This window comes from Massilia polaris, from assembly GCF_012927275.1.
Taxonomy (GTDB): domain Bacteria; phylum Pseudomonadota; class Gammaproteobacteria; order Burkholderiales; family Burkholderiaceae_D; genus Telluria_A; species Telluria_A polaris.
Genome location: NZ_JABBGG010000014.1, coordinates 1 through 14,315, shown reverse-complemented (window position 1 = coordinate 14,315; position 14,315 = coordinate 1). Strand labels below are relative to the sequence as shown.

Below are 14,315 nucleotides of genomic sequence, written 5' to 3'. Positions count from 1 at the left end.
CATGATCGGTAACTACAATTACGGCACCGGCCGTCGCAAGAGTGCAGTCGCTCGCGTCTTCATCAAAGTTGGCACTGGCCAAATCATCGTCAACGGCAAGCCAGCGTCGGAATACTTCTCGCGCGAAACCGGCCTGATGGTCATTCGCCAGCCACTGGAACTGACCGGCAATGTCGAGCGTTTCGACATCAAGGTTAACGTCCACGGCGGCGGCGAATCCGGCCAGGCTGGCGCGGTTCGTCACGGCATCACCCGTGCACTGATCGACTACGACGCAGCACTGAAGCCAGATCTGGCTCGTGCAGGCTTCGTCACTCGTGACGCACGTGAAGTCGAGCGTAAAAAAGTTGGTCTGCGCAAAGCACGTCGCGCAAAGCAATTCTCGAAGCGTTAATTCGTTTCCTGGCAGCGCTCCGGCGCTGCTCCCAGAAAGCCGCCGGCTGCGAAGCCCGCGGCTTTTTGCTTGTGGAGTGTCTTAAATCAATTGCAAAACACTTCGGGGTCCGTCCCCGGGGACGGACCCCGATTTGGAATGTTTTGAATTTGAATGTTTCCAGTCGCTGCGGCGCGGCGGGGATTTGGCGACGCTGTTAAAATTATTAGCTTATCGGGCTTCGCCCAACCATTTTACGAAGGAACGAATATGATCAAAGTTGGCATCGTCGGCGGTACCGGTTACACGGGTGTGGAGTTGCTGCGCTTGCTGGCCGTCCACCCGGATGTGAGGCTGACCGCGATTACGTCGCGCAAGGAAGATGGCCTGCCCGTGGCCGACATGTTCCCGTCGCTGCGCGGCCGCGTCGACCTGACGTTCTCGGCGCCAGACAAAGTCGACCTGACACGGTGCGACGTCGTGTTCTTTGCGACCCCGCACGGCGTCGCCATGTCCCAGGCCCCCGAGCTGCTGGCCGCCGGCGTCAAGGTGATCGACCTGGCCGCGGATTTCCGCCTCAAGAACCAGTCGTCCTTCGAGCAGTGGTACAAGATCCCGCACACCGCGCCGCACTTGCTGGAAGAGGCCGTCTACGGCTTGCCGGAGCTGAACCGCGAGGCGGTCAAGTCGGCGCGCCTGATCGCGAACCCGGGTTGCTATCCGACCACGGTGCAACTGGGCTTCGTTCCGCTGCTCAGGGCTGGTGTCATCGATGCCGGTTCCCTGATCGCCGATGCCAAGTCGGGCGTGTCGGGCGCGGGCCGCAAAGCCGAGATCGGCACCTTGTTCTCGGAGTCGAGCGACAACTTCAAGGCCTATGGCGTGTCCGGCCACCGCCACACCCCGGAAACGGTTGCTCAGTTGCAGCGCTTCACGGACCAGAAGGTCGGGCTGGTGTTCACGCCGCACCTGGTGCCGATGATCCGGGGCATGCATTCGACCCTGTACGCGCGCCTGACCAAAGAAATCGACAACGCCGCCCTGCAGGCTTTGTTCGAAGATGCCTACAAGGATTCCGATTTCGTCGACGTGATGCCATTCGGTTCACATCCGGAAACCCGCTCGACCCGCGGTTCGAACATGCTGCGCCTGGCCTTGCACCGTCCCGAGCAGGATGGCGCACCCGGCAACATGCTGGTCATCCTGGTGGTGCAGGACAACCTCGTCAAGGGCGCGTCCGGCCAGGCGGTCCAGTGCATGAACCTGATGTTCGGCCTGCCGGAAACCACCGGCCTCCAGCAAATCGCACTGTTACCGTAGAGCTATAACTCGCAAGCGTTGCTTCAGGACGACTTAGATCAAAGTGTCTAAGGTTGAGCACGGTAAATTAACCAGATCGTCTGGTCGAATTTACAAGGGGCCCATCATGTTCGGTCGCAACGCTAAAAGCGAGATTGATAGTCTGGTTGGCATTTCCGCCCGTATCGAGGGAGACCTTTGCTTTACCGGCGGCCTGCGCATCGATGGCGAGGTCCACGGCAGCGTGATCGCGGCCGAGGGCGCCGACAGCATGCTGGTGGTGTCCGAGCATGCGCGCATCGAAGGCGAGGTGCGATGTGGCAACTTAATCGTCAACGGCTACATTGCCGGGCCGGTGTATTCGTCTGAAATGCTTGAATTACAGCCGAAAGCCTGCATTGTAGGAGATGTCCATTACAAAACCCTGGAAATGCATGGCGGCGCCATGGTGACCGGGCAGTTGACGCACATGCAGACCGGCGAGCCAGTGTTTCATCTGGCAACAGCTGAACTCTCCGAAGCATGAGTAGCGCCAACGGACTATAATGAGCGTTGTATCCCCCAAGTAGGAGTTCCCCATGAATGCAGTCGTCGAAAACCTGGACGCGATCCCCGCGCCGATCATCTTTACCGATAGCGCCGCCGATAAAGTCGCGCAACTGATCGAGGAAGAGGGCAATCCCGACCTGAAACTGCGTGTATTCGTGCAGGGCGGCGGCTGTTCCGGCTTCCAGTACGGCTTTACCTTCGACGAAATTGTCAACGAAGACGACACCACGATGGTCAAGAACGGCGTCCAGCTGCTGATCGATTCGATGAGCTACCAGTACCTGGTCGGCGCCGAGATCGACTACAAGGACGACCTCGAAGGCGCCCAGTTCGTCATCAAGAACCCAAGCGCAAGTTCGACCTGCGGCTGCGGCTCGTCGTTCTCGGTTTAAGCCTTAAGCGGGGTAGAGGGCGCCCAGGATCCTGGGTCCCTTTGCTCCCGTCACCGCCGGCAGGTTGCCCGCTTCGCGCTGTGTGAAGCGGTAGCCGAGCCAGGCAAACGCCAGCGCTTCCACCCGGTTGGGCGCCACGCCCAGCACCGCAGTCGATTCCACCCGCGTTTTTCCTCCCAGCGCAGCCGCCAGTTCGCGCAGCAGCGTGCCGTTGTACGCCCCGCCTCCGCACACATAGACCGCGTCCACTTCGGCGGTCTCGTCGTTGATCGCGCGCGCGATCGTCAGCGCGGTCAGCGCGGTCAGGGTCGCCTGCACATCTTCCGGCGGCAGGCCAGGGCATTGCGCCAGGCGCGCGTCCAGCCACTCGGCGTGGAACAGGTCGCGCCCGGTGCTTTTCGGCGCCGGCTGCGAGAAGTAGGGTTCGTCGAGCAGGATGCCAAGCAGCATGGGATTGACCGTGCCGGTCGCCGCCCATGCGCCGTCGGCGTCGTATTCCTTGCCCGAATGGCGGCCAATCCACGCATCCATCAGCACGTTTCCGGGGCCGGTATCGAAACCGCTCACGCGGCCGTCCGCGCGCAGCACACTGATGTTGCCGATTCCACCGATATTTACTACCACCCGGTTCTGGCCGGGCTGGCCGAACTGCGCCTGGTGGAAGGCGGGCACCAGCGGCGCGCCCTGGCCGCCGGCGGCGATGTCGCGGCTGCGGAAGTCGGCAATCACGTCGATGCCGGTCACTTCGGCCAGCAGGGCCGGGTTATTGGTCTGCCACGTGAAGCCCAGTTCCGGACGATGGCGGATGGTCTGGCCGTGCACGGCGATGGCAGCAACCGGGCCCGGCGCGTCGGGCAGCAGGGCGGCGACGCATTCCGCGTAGCATGCCGCAAGCTGGTTTGCCGCCAGCGCCTCGCGTTCGATTTCGTTGTCGCTATTTGCCTGCAGCACCATCAGTTCGCTGCGCAGGGCAGGGGGGAAGCTGGTGAAGGCCGCCTTGATGGTGGTGATCTTGCCGTTGCCGAAGTCGGCCAGCACGCCGTCGACGCCGTCCATGCTGGTGCCGGACATCAGGCCGATGTAGAGAGTAGATGGATTGTTCATAGTCGAATTATCCGCGATTGTGCCGGGCGCTGGCGTAAAAAAGCCTTCCGCCAGGTGGGGGAAGGCTAATTTGCTGACGCCTTGCGGCTCGATTGCTTAGCGGGCAGCCATCGCGGTGCCTGCACCAGCCGGACGCAGCAGCGCGAAGCGGTGCGACATGTCGGCTGCGGCCATGCGGAAGCGGGTCATTTCAGCTGCGTTCAGCGGAGCTTGCTGGACCAGGGCCACCTTGCCCGGATCGCGTGCTTCGTTGTTGACGCGGAATTCGAAGTGCAGGTGAGCGCCAGTGGACCAGCCGGTCGAGCCGACGTAGCCGATGACGTCACCCTGGCTGACCTTGCTGCCGCGGCGGATGCCAGGAGCAAAGCGGCTCATGTGTGCATAAGCGGTCGAATAGCTGGCCCAGTGCTTGATCTGCACGAAGTTGCCGTAGCCGCCCTTCTTGCCGGCGAAATCGATGACGCCATCGCCCACTGCGCGGATCGGGGTGCCGGTCGATGCGGCGTAGTCGACGCCCTTGTGCGCCTTCCACACGCCCGAAATCGGGTGCGAGCGCATCGAGAAGCCGGACGAAATACGCGAGAATGACAGTGGGGACTTCAGGAACGCCTTTTTCAGCGACTTGCCGTCCAGGCTGTAGTAGCCGCCGCCCTGCTTGCTGTGCGGATCTTCGAACCAGACCGACTGATAAGTGGTGCCGCGGTTGGTGAATTCGCCAGCCAGGATGCGGCCTGCGCGTACCATCATGCCGTCTTGCCAGAAGGTTTCGTAGACGACGTTGAAACGGTCGCCGCGCTTCAGGTCCGAGCGGAAGTCGATGTTGGTCGAGAACATTTCGATGATCTGGGCGACGATCGAATCTGGCAGCTTGCTGCCGTCCGAGTTCGAATCGGTTGCCGCATACAACGAGGAATTGATTTCGCGTGCGCGCATTTCGACGCGGCGCTCGAGCTGGACCTGGCTTTCTTCCGCCGTGAAGCGCTCGCCCTTGCGGGAAATGGTGATGTTCTTGATCGGCAGGTCGCGGCTGTCGACCACGGTCGTGCGCAGCCACAGCAGTTCACCGTTTTCGCCGGTGCGGGCCTGGACGCGCTTGCCGCTCTTGAGCTGCATGACACCACGGGCGAGCTTGTCGGACTTGATGAACTGGACGGCTTCGGCATCGTCGACACCAAGGCGGGTCAGCAGCGCGGCAAGGGTGTCGCCGGCGCGAACGCGCTCTTCCTGGGCGAACTGCTGTTCGTCATCCTGGAGGGCCGCGATCTGGTCTGCCAGGTTCGGCAACTCGAGATCTTGTGCGATGGAAACTTGGGGAACTTCGGACGCGTCGGGTGCAATCGGCGCGACACCAGCGGCGCCGAAAGCACAAGCTGCCAGGAAGATCGCGGATGCGCTCAAAATGCGCGCCTTTCGCGTGGTGCCTAGCAGGCTGGTCCAGCTTTTGCCTGTGATTTTGTTTGTAGGGTTCATGCAATCAGTTAAAATTTGCTGCTTGAACATCCGTAAGGCTACAACTTTTTGTTTTTGTTATCTGTGTTAGATGTTTTCGGTCAGCAAGATTGATGGGATCGAGGATTATACCAAACAAATCCGTTTGTAGGACGAATCTCGCAAAGAATGTAGGACAATTTCGATTTTGACAATATGACGAACCCTTCCGTAACACCTAGAACCGCTGCCGCCGTGCATGGTTCGGCCCCCTTGCCGCTGACAGACGCTGTCCTGGAAGCGCTCGCCATTACCAAGCGTGGCGTCGACGAACTGCTGATCGAAAGCGAATTTGCGCAAAAACTCGCGCGTTCCGAAAAAACCGGCCAGCCGCTGCGTATCAAGCTCGGGCTCGACCCGACCGCGCCCGACTTGCACCTGGGCCACACCGTGGTGCTGAACAAGCTGCGCCAGCTGCAAGACCTCGGGCACCAGGTGATCTTTTTGATCGGCGACTTTACGTCGATGATCGGCGACCCTTCGGGCCGCAATGTAACGCGGCCGCCGCTGACCCGCGAGCAGATCGAGGAAAACGCCAAAACCTATTTCCGCCAGGCTTCACTGGTGCTGGATGCTTCGCGCACTGAAATCCGCTACAACTCCGAATGGTGCGACCCGCTGGGGGCGCGGGGCATGGTCGAACTTTCTTCCCGCTACACGGTTGCCCGGATGATGGAGCGCGACGACTTCACCAAGCGCTTCAAGGGTGGGACTCCAATTTCGATCCATGAGTTCCTCTATCCCTTAATGCAGGGATACGATTCCGTCGCTTTGAAGGCAGATCTTGAGCTAGGTGGAACAGACCAGAAATTTAACTTGCTTGTTGGCCGGGAACTGCAGAAAGACTACGGGCAGGAACCACAGTGCATCCTGACAATGCCGCTGCTCGAAGGCCTGGACGGCGTCGAGAAGATGTCCAAGTCCAAGAACAACTATATTGGCATCACCGAGCCTGCCAATACGATGTTCGGCAAACTCATGAGCATTAGCGACGTCATGATGTGGCGCTATTTCGATCTGCTGTCGTTCCGCTCGATTGCCGACATCGCCCAGCTCAAGTCCGAAGTGGAAGGTGGGCGCAACCCGCGCGACGCCAAAGTGGCACTGGCGCAAGAGATCGTCACGCGCTTCCATTCGGCCCAGGCGGCGGACGATGCGCTGGCGGACTTCGTGAACCGCTCGAAGGGTGGTATTCCGGATGATGTGCAGGAAGTGTCGGTTTCCGGCGCGCCACTTGGCATTGCCCACCTGCTCAAGCAGGCTGGCCTGTGCGCTTCCACCTCGGAAGCGATGCGCATGGTGGACCAGGGCGGCGTGCGCATCGACGGCACGGTGGTCAGCGACAAGGCGCTGAAGCTGGACGCCGGCACCGTCGTGCTGCAAGTTGGCAAGCGCAAGTTCGCCCGAGTGACGCTGAGCGCATGATCGGCCTGCTTCAGCGGGTCAGCCAGGCCAGCGTGACGGTCGACGGGCAGGCGATCGGCGCCATCGGGCCCGGCCTGATGGTGCTGGTTTGCGCCGAACGAGGCGATACCGGGCGTGAAGCCGATGCGCTGCTGGCCAAGTTGCTTGGCTATCGCGTGTTTTCTGACGACGCAGGCAAGATGAACCGCAGCGTGACCGATGTGGAAGGGGGGCTGTTGCTGGTTCCCCAGTTCACCCTGGCGGCGGATACCAAGTCCGGTACGCGGCCGTCGTTCACGCCGGCCGCCAGCCCGGAGGATGGACGGCGGCTGTTCGATCATTTTGTCGCGGCTGCACGCAAGCGTCATCCGACGGTCGAAACGGGCCAGTTTGGCGCCGACATGCAGGTTTCGCTGACCAATGATGGGCCGGTGACGTTCTGGCTCCAGGTTGAGCCGAAATAGTGTTACAACCCTGACGGCCTACCCCGGTATTACATGCCAACAACCCGCATCATCCTGATCCGACACGGCGAAACCGCCTGGAACGCCGAGCGCCGCCTGCAAGGCCACATCGACATCGCCCTGAACGCCGAAGGCGAGCGCCAGGCCGACGCGCTGGCCTCGGCACTGGCAGGCGAGCGCTTCGACGCGATCGTCTCGAGCGACCTGCAACGCGCGTACCAGACCGCCACGGCCGTCGCCCGCCTGCACGATCTTCCAGTCGAGACCGATCCCTCCCTGCGCGAACGCTGCTACGGCGGTTTCGAAGGCTTGCTCTACGCAGAAATCGAACAACGCTACCCAGCCGAATTCGCCGCATGGCAATCAAGGGACGTCGACTCGACGATGCCCGAAGGCGAGCGCCGCGCCGAAACCTTCCGCCAGTTCTACCGGCGCGCCGTCGACGCCATCCTGGCATGGGCCGGTGCCCATCCGGGTGGCACACTTGCCGTGGTCGCCCACGGAGGCGTGCTCGAGTGCGCCTACCGCGCTGCGCTCGGGCTGTCGCTCGAAACCCCGCGCACCTTCAAGGTCATGAACGCAAGCATCAACCGCTTCACGATTAAAGAAGGAAACCTGGTGCTGGACAGCTGGGGCGAGGTCGGCCACCTGCGCCAGGGCGCGCTGGATGAACTCCCGTAGCCGATAAATCAACACCGATCAAGCGCCATTTAGAGTTTTCCGTCAGCCTCATGCGAAAAAACTGCTAATTAATTGAGCAGTATATCGGTTAAAATAAAAGGTTCCCGCCATTCTTTCCATGCTGACCTGTGCAAATCGGACCGTATTTACTGCGCAATAATGTTTTCGTCGCCCCGATGGCAGGCGTGACGGATCGCCCGTTCCGCCAGCTGTGCAAGGAGCTGGGCGCGGGCTATGCGGTGTCCGAAATGGCGGCGTCGAATCCGCGCCTGTGGGCAACGGAGAAGAGTTCGCGCCGCACCGACCACGCCGGCGAAATGGAGCCGAAGGCGGTGCAGATCGCCGGCGCCGACCCGCAAGACCTGGCGGATTGCGCAAAATTCAATGTCGACCGCGGCGCCCAGATCATCGACATCAACATGGGTTGCCCGGTCAAGAAGGTGTGCAACAGCTGGTGCGGCTCCGCGCTGCTGCAGCACGAGGATTTGGTCGAGCGCATCCTGCATGCGGTGGTGCAAGCCGTCGACGTGCCCGTCACCCTGAAATTCCGTACCGGCTGGAGCCGCGAAAACAAGAATGCATTGCGCATCGCGCGCATTGCCGAGCAGGCCGGCATCCAGATGCTGACCTTGCACGGCCGCACCCGCGCCGACGGCTACAAAGGCGATGCCGAGTACGACACCATTGCCGCCGTCAAGGCGTCGGTGGGCATTCCGGTCGTTGCCAACGGCGACATCACAACGCCGGAAAAAGCGCGCTACGTACTCGATTACACCGGCGCGGACGCGGTCATGATCGGCCGCGCGGCGCAAGGGCGCCCGTGGATCTGCCGCGAAATCGATCATTACCTGCGCACCGGCACCCATTTGCCGGCGCCGTACGTCGACGAAGTGCGCCACCTGATGAACCAGCACCTGCAGGCCCATTACGCCTTCTACGGCGAATTCGTCGGCGTGCGCACCGCGCGCAAGCACATCGGCTGGTATGTTCAAGATCTGCCCGGCGGCGAAACTTTCCGCCAGCAAATGAACCGGCTCGAGTTCACCGCCGAACAGTTATTGGCAGTAGATAAATTTTTCGAATCGCAACACAGTCACGGGGAGAGGTTACAATACCGCCCCGCGGACGTTTCCTCCGCAGGCGAAAACGCCAGCGAAGCGCTGGCAGCATAAGAAAAACCATGGGGCGGACCCTGTCGTCAAAAGCGGCAGGCGGAAACACACCACACGCAGGATAAGCACGAACATGAGCAAAGAAAGCATCCAGGAAGTTGTCCAGAAGAGCCTTGAAGACTATTTCAATGATCTGGGCGAACAGCTACCGTCGAACATCTACGACATGGTCGTATTGACTGTTGAAAAGCCGGTTCTTGAAGTCGTGATGACGCGCGCCGAAGGTAACCAGTCGCACGCGGCACAGATGCTGGGCATCAACCGGAATACCTTGCGCAAGAAACTGCAAGAGCACGGACTGCTGTAAACCTCGTTAGCACCGAGTGGCCGTGCTAGCGAGCGCGAGCCATTCGCGCCGCCGCGCGGGCGACGCTTGCTCCCCGCAGCTGTCCCGGCAGGCATCTTCGAATACTCAACAACCAGGCCACTCACATGATCAAACAAGCCCTCATTTCCGTCTCCGACAAGACTGGCGTGCTCGACTTTGCACGCGCATTGTCCGCGCTCGGCGTCAACATCCTGTCCACTGGCGGCACCGCCAGGCTGCTGCAGGACAATGGCGTGCCAGTCACGGAAGTGGCCGATTACACCGGCTTCCCGGAAATGCTGGACGGCCGGGTCAAGACCCTGCACCCGAAAGTTCACGGCGGCATCCTGGCGCGCCGCGATTTCCCTGAACACGTCGCCAAGCTTTCCGAGCACAACATTCCGGAAATCGACATGGTGGTGGTCAACCTGTATCCGTTCCAGCAGACCGTCGCAAAAGACAGCTGCACCCTGGAAGATGCAATCGAGAACATCGACATCGGCGGCCCGACCATGCTGCGTTCGGCGGCCAAGAACCACAAGGACGTGGTGGTGGTGTGCGATCCGGCCGACTACGGCCTGGTGCTGGCGGAAATGAAGGGCACCGGCGCGGCCGCCGGCGCAGTCAGCTACGACACCAAGTTCATGCTCGCCAAGAAAGTCTTCGCCCATACCGCCCAGTACGACGGCGCGATCACCAACTACCTGACCAGCCTCGGCGCGGACAAGGCGCACGCCACCCGCAGCAACTTCCCGCAGACGCTCAACATCACCGTCGAAAAAGTGCAGGACATGCGCTACGGCGAAAACCCGCACCAGGCCGCCGCGTTCTACCGCGACCTGGCGCCGGCCGCCGGTTCGCTCGCTGCCTACAAGCAGCTGCAGGGCAAGGAATTGTCGTACAACAACATCGCCGACGCTGATGCGGCGTGGGAATGCGTCAAGTCGCTCGGCGGCCTCGGCCAGAGCGCAGGCTGCGTGATCGTCAAGCACGCCAACCCGTGCGGCGTGGCAATCGGCACCGATGCGCTGGACGCCTACCACCGCGCACTCCAGACCGATCCGACCTCGGCTTTCGGCGGCATCATCGCCTTCAACGTCGAAGTCGACGGCAAGGCAGCCGAAGCGCTGGCCAAGCTGTTCGTCGAAGTGCTGATCGCGCCATCGTTCACCGCGGAAGCGCGCGCGACGATGTCGGCCAAGCAGAACGTGCGCCTGCTTGAAATTCCCCTCGGCGACGCCCAGAACCCGTTCGACGTCAAGCGCGTCGGCGGCGGCCTGCTGGTGCAATCGCCTGACGCCAGGAACGTCGGCATCGGCGAGCTGCGCGTGGTCACCAAGAAGCAGCCAACCCAGCAGCAGCTGCAGGACATGATGTTCGCCTGGCGCGTGGCCAAGTTCGTCAAGTCGAACGCCATCGTCTTCTGCGGCAATGGCATGACCCTCGGCGTCGGCGCCGGCCAGATGAGCCGCATCGACTCGGCCCGCATCGCCTCGATCAAGGCCCAGAACGCTGGCCTGTCGCTGTCCGGCTCGGCAGTGGCGTCGGACGCCTTCTTCCCGTTCCGTGACGGCCTCGACGTGGTGGTGGACGCGGGCGCGACCTGCGTGATCCATCCGGGCGGCTCGATGCGCGACCAGGAAGTGATCGACGCTGCCGACGAGCGCGGCGTCGTCATGCTGTACACCGGCACCCGCCACTTCCGCCACTAAGCAGTTCAAAAAGGGCTTCCGCCGCACGGCGGGAGCCCGACAACTGTGTTTTTACACAGTATTTCCCCACAAGCGTTGCCGGTCGGTATAACATTCGGTAATGATTATTCTAGGCATTGACCCAGGCCTGCGCACGACCGGCTTCGGCGTCATCGAAAAGCAAGGCAGCAAGCTGCGATACATCGCTTCCGGCACCATCAAGACCGGCAGCGACGGCGCCTTGCCGCCCCGCCTGAAAGTCATCCTCAACGGCATCGGCGAGGTGGTCCGGACCTACCAGCCCGACTGCGCGGCAATCGAAAAAGTCTTCGTCAACGTCAATCCGCAATCGACCTTGCTGCTTGGGCAGGCGCGCGGGGCGGCCATTACCGCGCTGGTCGGCTCCGACCTGTCGGTCGCCGAATACACCGCGCTCCAGGTCAAGCAGGCAGTGGTCGGCACCGGCAAGGCGGCCAAGGAGCAGGTGCAAGACATGGTCTCGCGCCTGCTGATGCTGCCCGGCCTGCCTGGTTCGGACGCCGCCGATGCGCTTGGCGTCGCCATCTGCCATGCCAACAGTTACGACGCGCTGGCCCTGATCCAGTCGCTCGCACCATCCCTCGGCGGCCTGCGCATGAAGCGCGGCCGCCTCGTCTAATGTATAGAGGCTCCCGATGATCGGTCGCATTTCCGGAATCCTGCTCGAAAAGAACCCGCCGCAACTGCTGGTGGATTGCAACGGCGTCGGCTATGAAGTCGATGTGCCGATGAGTACCTATTACAACCTGCCGCACACCGGCGAGAAGGTGACGCTGTTCACCCACCAGGCGATCCGCGAGGACGCCCACTTGCTGTTCGGCTTCGGCAACGCCAACGAACGTGCGGTGTTCCGCCAGCTGATCAAGATCAGCGGCGTCGGCGCGCGCACCGCGCTGTCGATCCTGTCGGGCATGACGATCGCCGACCTGGCGCAAGCGGTCACCTTGCAGGAGGCAGGGCGGCTGGTAAAAGTTCCCGGCATCGGCAAAAAAACGGCTGAGCGACTGCTGCTGGAGCTCAAGGGCAAGCTGGGCGCCGACGTTGGCGCGGTGGCTGGCGCACCGCGCGACGATACCCAGTCCGACATCCTCAACGCGCTGCTGGCTTTGGGGTATTCTGACAAGGAGGCCACGGCCGCACTGAAGAACATGCCGGCCGGCGCGAGCGTGTCCGACGGCATCAAGTTCGCGCTGAAGGCGCTGTCGAAAGCTTAAACGATGAGTATCCAGACCGACAATTTCACCGAGCAGCGCATCATCGACGCGAAGCCGTCCTCGCCCAACGAGGAGGCGATCGAGCGCGCGCTGCGACCGAAGCAGCTCGATGAATATGTCGGCCAGGAGAAGATCCGCGGCCAGCTCGAGATTTTCATTTCGGCGGCGCGCAAGCGCGGCGAAGCGCTCGACCACACGCTGCTGTTCGGACCTCCCGGCTTGGGCAAGACCACGCTGGCGCACATCATCGCGCGCGAGATGGGCGTCAACCTGCGCCAGACTTCAGGCCCGGTGCTGGAACGCCCGGGCGACCTGGCGGCGATCCTGACCAACCTCGAAGCCAACGACGTCCTGTTCATCGACGAGATCCACCGCCTGTCGCCGGTGGTTGAAGAGATCCTGTATCCGGCGCTCGAGGACTACCAGATCGACCTGATGATTGGCGAGGGCCCTGCCGCGCGCTCGGTCAAGATCGACCTGCAGCCATTCACGCTGGTCGGCGCGACCACGCGCGCCGGCATGCTGACCAATCCGCTGCGCGACCGCTTCGGCATCGTCGCGCGGCTCGAGTTCTACAATGCCGCTGAACTGACCCGCATCGTCACCCGTAGCGCGGCCTTGCTCAATGCGCCGATCACGGAAGAGGGCGCGCATGAGATCGCGATGCGCGCGCGCGGCACGCCGCGGATCGCCAACCGCCTGCTGCGGCGCGTGCGCGATTATGCGCAGGTGAAGGGTACCGGCGACATCACCAAGGAGATGGCCGATGCGGCATTGATCATGCTGGATGTCGACTCGGTCGGCTTCGACGTCATGGACCGCAAGCTGCTGGAGGCGGTGCTGTTCAAGTTTGGCGGCGGGCCTGTCGGCATCGGCAACCTGGCGGCGGCAATCGGCGAAGCGGCCGATACCATCGAAGACGTGCTCGAACCGTACCTGATCCAGCAGGGCTACCTGCAGCGCACCCCGCGCGGCCGTGTCGCCACGCCAGCGGCGTACCAGCACTTTGGCGTCGCCGCGCCGCGCCTGAACCTAGCCGGGGATTTGTGGGATAACCTAGGCAGCTGAAGCTGGTTCGAGGTCCTGCCCGAACATCATGCGATGGCCGTCAACCGTTCGCACTCCGAACTCGCGCATGCCCCACGGTTCGCTCGCGATCGGCTTGCAGATGTCAGCGCCGGCCTCGGTGACGCGCGCCAGCAAGGCGTCGGCGTCATCGACCACGAGGTAGGCGAAGTAGGAATGGTCACCCGTGTCGGCGACCGGCATGGCGTCGCGGCATTCGCCCGCCATGATCCGGCAGCTGTCGCGCACAAGAAAGCGCCAGCCGGGATCGCCCATCTCCTGTATCTCGAATCCCAACACGTCCCGGTAGTAATCGGCTGAGCGTTTGAGGTCAGGTACGGCAAGGACAAACATCGCGCTTTTGATCATGGTGCCAGCTCCATTGTTATTTCGACCATCAATACCACATTTTCCAGCTGTCGTGCAGCGTCCGTTATACTGCCCGCCATCACAACGATACGAAAGACAGCATGCGGATTTGGGTTGATGCGGACGCATGTCCCGGCGTGATCAAGGAAATCCTCTACCGGGTGGCCGAACGCCTCGAGATGGAGGTGACGCTGGTCGCGAACAAGTTGATGCGCGTGCCGGGCTCACGCTTCGTGCGCGCGCTGCAGGTGCCAAATGGTGCGGACGTGGCCGACGCCGAAATCGTGCGCCTGCTGGACGCCGGCGACCTGGTCGTGACGGGCGATGTTCCGCTTGCCTCCGATGTGCTGGCGAAGGGCGGCTTCGCGCTCAATCCGCGCGGCGAATTTTATACCGATGCGAATATCGCGCAGATGCTGACGATGCGTAAATTTATGGAGGAGCTGCGGCAGAATGGCGTCGATACCGGCGGCCCGGCGCCGTTCAACCAGGCCGACCAGCGTAATTTTGCCAACGCGCTGGACCGGCACCTGAGCCGGCACGTGAAACGAACGACATGAAAAAAGGGGCCGGCGGCCTAATGCCGTTCAGTTAAGACTGAACGGCATTTTTATTTTGCTGTTGTAAACGCCGGGCATCGCTGTTAACCTTCGTCGCGATGTTCGACGATACCCTTCACTTCCTGGCCAACCATCTCGAGTCTC

Annotated in this window: 17 protein-coding genes; 14 read left to right on the top strand and 3 right to left on the bottom strand. The window is 62.0% G+C overall.

Features of this window, described 5'->3' with window-relative positions:
• Nucleotide 1 precedes the first annotated feature (1 nt).
• From rpsI to erpA, 4 genes are all read left to right on the top strand, one after another.
• Complete coding sequence (gene rpsI, locus HHL21_RS19385; protein WP_131428569.1) at nucleotides 2–394, top strand: 30S ribosomal protein S9; 393 nt, start codon at nucleotides 2–4, stop codon at nucleotides 392–394.
• A gap of 249 nt (nucleotides 395–643) precedes the next feature.
• Complete coding sequence (gene argC, locus HHL21_RS19380; RefSeq protein ID WP_169468955.1) at nucleotides 644–1,693, top strand: N-acetyl-gamma-glutamyl-phosphate reductase; 1,050 nt, start codon at nucleotides 644–646, stop codon at nucleotides 1,691–1,693.
• A 106-nt stretch (nucleotides 1,694–1,799) separates the two neighbouring features.
• On the top strand, nucleotides 1,800–2,198 hold the full coding sequence (locus HHL21_RS19375; RefSeq protein ID WP_169468953.1) for a bactofilin family protein: 399 nt from the start codon (nucleotides 1,800–1,802) through the stop codon (nucleotides 2,196–2,198).
• Between the two features lie 52 nt (nucleotides 2,199–2,250).
• A complete protein-coding gene (gene erpA / locus HHL21_RS19370) occupies nucleotides 2,251–2,613 on the top strand; it encodes an iron-sulfur cluster insertion protein ErpA (RefSeq protein ID WP_169468951.1) in 363 nt (120 codons plus the stop codon).
• Nucleotides 2,614–2,616: 3 nt separating this feature from the next.
• Here the strand turns inward: erpA and HHL21_RS19365 are convergent, their stop codons facing one another.
• Both HHL21_RS19365 and HHL21_RS19360 read right to left on the bottom strand, forming a co-directional pair.
• Nucleotides 2,617–3,717 carry an anhydro-N-acetylmuramic acid kinase gene (locus HHL21_RS19365; RefSeq protein WP_169468949.1) on the bottom strand — a complete coding sequence of 367 codons (1,101 nt, stop codon included), beginning with the start codon at nucleotides 3,715–3,717 and terminating at the stop codon, nucleotides 2,617–2,619.
• Between the two features lie 96 nt (nucleotides 3,718–3,813).
• Entirely contained in the window at nucleotides 3,814–5,187 is a 1,374-nt protein-coding gene (locus HHL21_RS19360) for a M23 family metallopeptidase (RefSeq protein ID WP_169468947.1), read from the bottom strand.
• A 174-nt stretch (nucleotides 5,188–5,361) separates the two neighbouring features.
• Here HHL21_RS19360 and tyrS point away from each other — a divergent pair, with 174 nt between their 5' ends.
• The 9 genes from tyrS to ruvB all read left to right on the top strand — a co-directional run bounded on the left by tyrS (nucleotide 5,362) and on the right by ruvB (nucleotide 13,245).
• Complete coding sequence (gene tyrS, locus HHL21_RS19355) at nucleotides 5,362–6,630, top strand: tyrosine--tRNA ligase (protein WP_169468945.1); 1,269 nt, start codon at nucleotides 5,362–5,364, stop codon at nucleotides 6,628–6,630.
• Nucleotides 6,627–7,073, top strand: a complete 447-nt coding sequence (gene dtd, locus HHL21_RS19350; RefSeq protein ID WP_169468943.1) for a D-aminoacyl-tRNA deacylase — start codon at nucleotides 6,627–6,629, stop codon at nucleotides 7,071–7,073. Before tyrS ends, dtd begins: the two co-directional genes overlap by 4 nt.
• Nucleotides 7,074–7,106: 33 nt before the next feature.
• Nucleotides 7,107–7,754, top strand: a complete 648-nt coding sequence (locus tag HHL21_RS19345) for a histidine phosphatase family protein (protein WP_169468941.1) — start codon at nucleotides 7,107–7,109, stop codon at nucleotides 7,752–7,754.
• 128 nt (nucleotides 7,755–7,882) lie between these two features.
• A complete protein-coding gene (gene dusB, locus HHL21_RS19340; protein WP_169468938.1) occupies nucleotides 7,883–8,926 on the top strand; it encodes a tRNA dihydrouridine synthase DusB in 1,044 nt (347 codons plus the stop codon).
• 73 nt (nucleotides 8,927–8,999) lie between these two features.
• On the top strand, nucleotides 9,000–9,233 hold the full coding sequence (locus tag HHL21_RS19335) for a helix-turn-helix domain-containing protein (RefSeq protein WP_169468937.1): 234 nt from the start codon (nucleotides 9,000–9,002) through the stop codon (nucleotides 9,231–9,233).
• Nucleotides 9,234–9,358: 125 nt separating this feature from the next.
• The gene (gene purH, locus HHL21_RS19330) at nucleotides 9,359–10,945 is read left to right on the top strand and encodes a bifunctional phosphoribosylaminoimidazolecarboxamide formyltransferase/IMP cyclohydrolase (RefSeq protein ID WP_169468935.1); all 1,587 of its coding nucleotides are present in this window, start codon (nucleotides 9,359–9,361) and stop codon (nucleotides 10,943–10,945) included.
• A 100-nt stretch (nucleotides 10,946–11,045) separates the two neighbouring features.
• On the top strand, nucleotides 11,046–11,582 hold the full coding sequence (gene ruvC, locus HHL21_RS19325; protein ID WP_169468933.1) for a crossover junction endodeoxyribonuclease RuvC: 537 nt from the start codon (nucleotides 11,046–11,048) through the stop codon (nucleotides 11,580–11,582).
• Between the two features lie 16 nt (nucleotides 11,583–11,598).
• A complete protein-coding gene (gene ruvA / locus HHL21_RS19320; RefSeq protein WP_169468931.1) occupies nucleotides 11,599–12,177 on the top strand; it encodes a Holliday junction branch migration protein RuvA in 579 nt (192 codons plus the stop codon).
• Nucleotides 12,178–12,180: 3 nt separating this feature from the next.
• Nucleotides 12,181–13,245 carry a Holliday junction branch migration DNA helicase RuvB gene (gene ruvB / locus HHL21_RS19315; RefSeq protein ID WP_169468929.1) on the top strand — a complete coding sequence of 355 codons (1,065 nt, stop codon included), beginning with the start codon at nucleotides 12,181–12,183 and terminating at the stop codon, nucleotides 13,243–13,245.
• On the opposite strand, the gene HHL21_RS19310 is transcribed toward ruvB, so the two are convergent.
• Entirely contained in the window at nucleotides 13,234–13,611 is a 378-nt protein-coding gene (locus tag HHL21_RS19310) for a VOC family protein (RefSeq protein ID WP_169468927.1), read from the bottom strand. The two genes, ruvB and HHL21_RS19310, sit on opposite strands and share 12 nt — an antisense overlap.
• Nucleotides 13,612–13,712: 101 nt before the next feature.
• On the opposite strand from HHL21_RS19310, the gene HHL21_RS19305 reads away from it, so the two are divergent.
• Nucleotides 13,713–14,171, top strand: a complete 459-nt coding sequence (locus HHL21_RS19305) for a YaiI/YqxD family protein (protein WP_169468925.1) — start codon at nucleotides 13,713–13,715, stop codon at nucleotides 14,169–14,171.
• The last annotated feature ends 144 nt before the right edge of the window (nucleotides 14,172–14,315 follow it).

Bases quoted from the DNA above. Each gene is read 5' to 3' on its own strand.
- erpA (WP_169468951.1), top strand. From the start codon at position 2,251: ATGAATGCAGTCGTCGAAAACCTGGACGCGATCCCCGCGCCGATCATC.
- HHL21_RS19375 (WP_169468953.1), top strand. From the start codon at position 1,800: ATGTTCGGTCGCAACGCTAAAAGCGAGATTGATAGTCTGGTTGGCATT.
- purH (WP_169468935.1), top strand. From the start codon at position 9,359: ATGATCAAACAAGCCCTCATTTCCGTCTCCGACAAGACTGGCGTGCTC.
- ruvB (WP_169468929.1), top strand. From the start codon at position 12,181: ATGAGTATCCAGACCGACAATTTCACCGAGCAGCGCATCATCGACGCG.
- rpsI (WP_131428569.1), top strand. From the start codon at position 2: ATGATCGGTAACTACAATTACGGCACCGGCCGTCGCAAGAGTGCAGTC.
- HHL21_RS19310 (WP_169468927.1), bottom strand. From the start codon at position 13,611: ATGATCAAAAGCGCGATGTTTGTCCTTGCCGTACCTGACCTCAAACGC.
- HHL21_RS19305 (WP_169468925.1), top strand. From the start codon at position 13,713: ATGCGGATTTGGGTTGATGCGGACGCATGTCCCGGCGTGATCAAGGAA.
- ruvC (WP_169468933.1), top strand. From the start codon at position 11,046: ATGATTATTCTAGGCATTGACCCAGGCCTGCGCACGACCGGCTTCGGC.
- HHL21_RS19365 (WP_169468949.1), bottom strand. From the start codon at position 3,717: ATGAACAATCCATCTACTCTCTACATCGGCCTGATGTCCGGCACCAGC.
- ruvA (WP_169468931.1), top strand. From the start codon at position 11,599: ATGATCGGTCGCATTTCCGGAATCCTGCTCGAAAAGAACCCGCCGCAA.
- argC (WP_169468955.1), top strand. From the start codon at position 644: ATGATCAAAGTTGGCATCGTCGGCGGTACCGGTTACACGGGTGTGGAG.
- dtd (WP_169468943.1), top strand. From the start codon at position 6,627: ATGATCGGCCTGCTTCAGCGGGTCAGCCAGGCCAGCGTGACGGTCGAC.
- HHL21_RS19360 (WP_169468947.1), bottom strand. From the start codon at position 5,187: ATGAACCCTACAAACAAAATCACAGGCAAAAGCTGGACCAGCCTGCTA.
- HHL21_RS19335 (WP_169468937.1), top strand. From the start codon at position 9,000: ATGAGCAAAGAAAGCATCCAGGAAGTTGTCCAGAAGAGCCTTGAAGAC.
- tyrS (WP_169468945.1), top strand. From the start codon at position 5,362: ATGACGAACCCTTCCGTAACACCTAGAACCGCTGCCGCCGTGCATGGT.
- HHL21_RS19345 (WP_169468941.1), top strand. From the start codon at position 7,107: ATGCCAACAACCCGCATCATCCTGATCCGACACGGCGAAACCGCCTGG.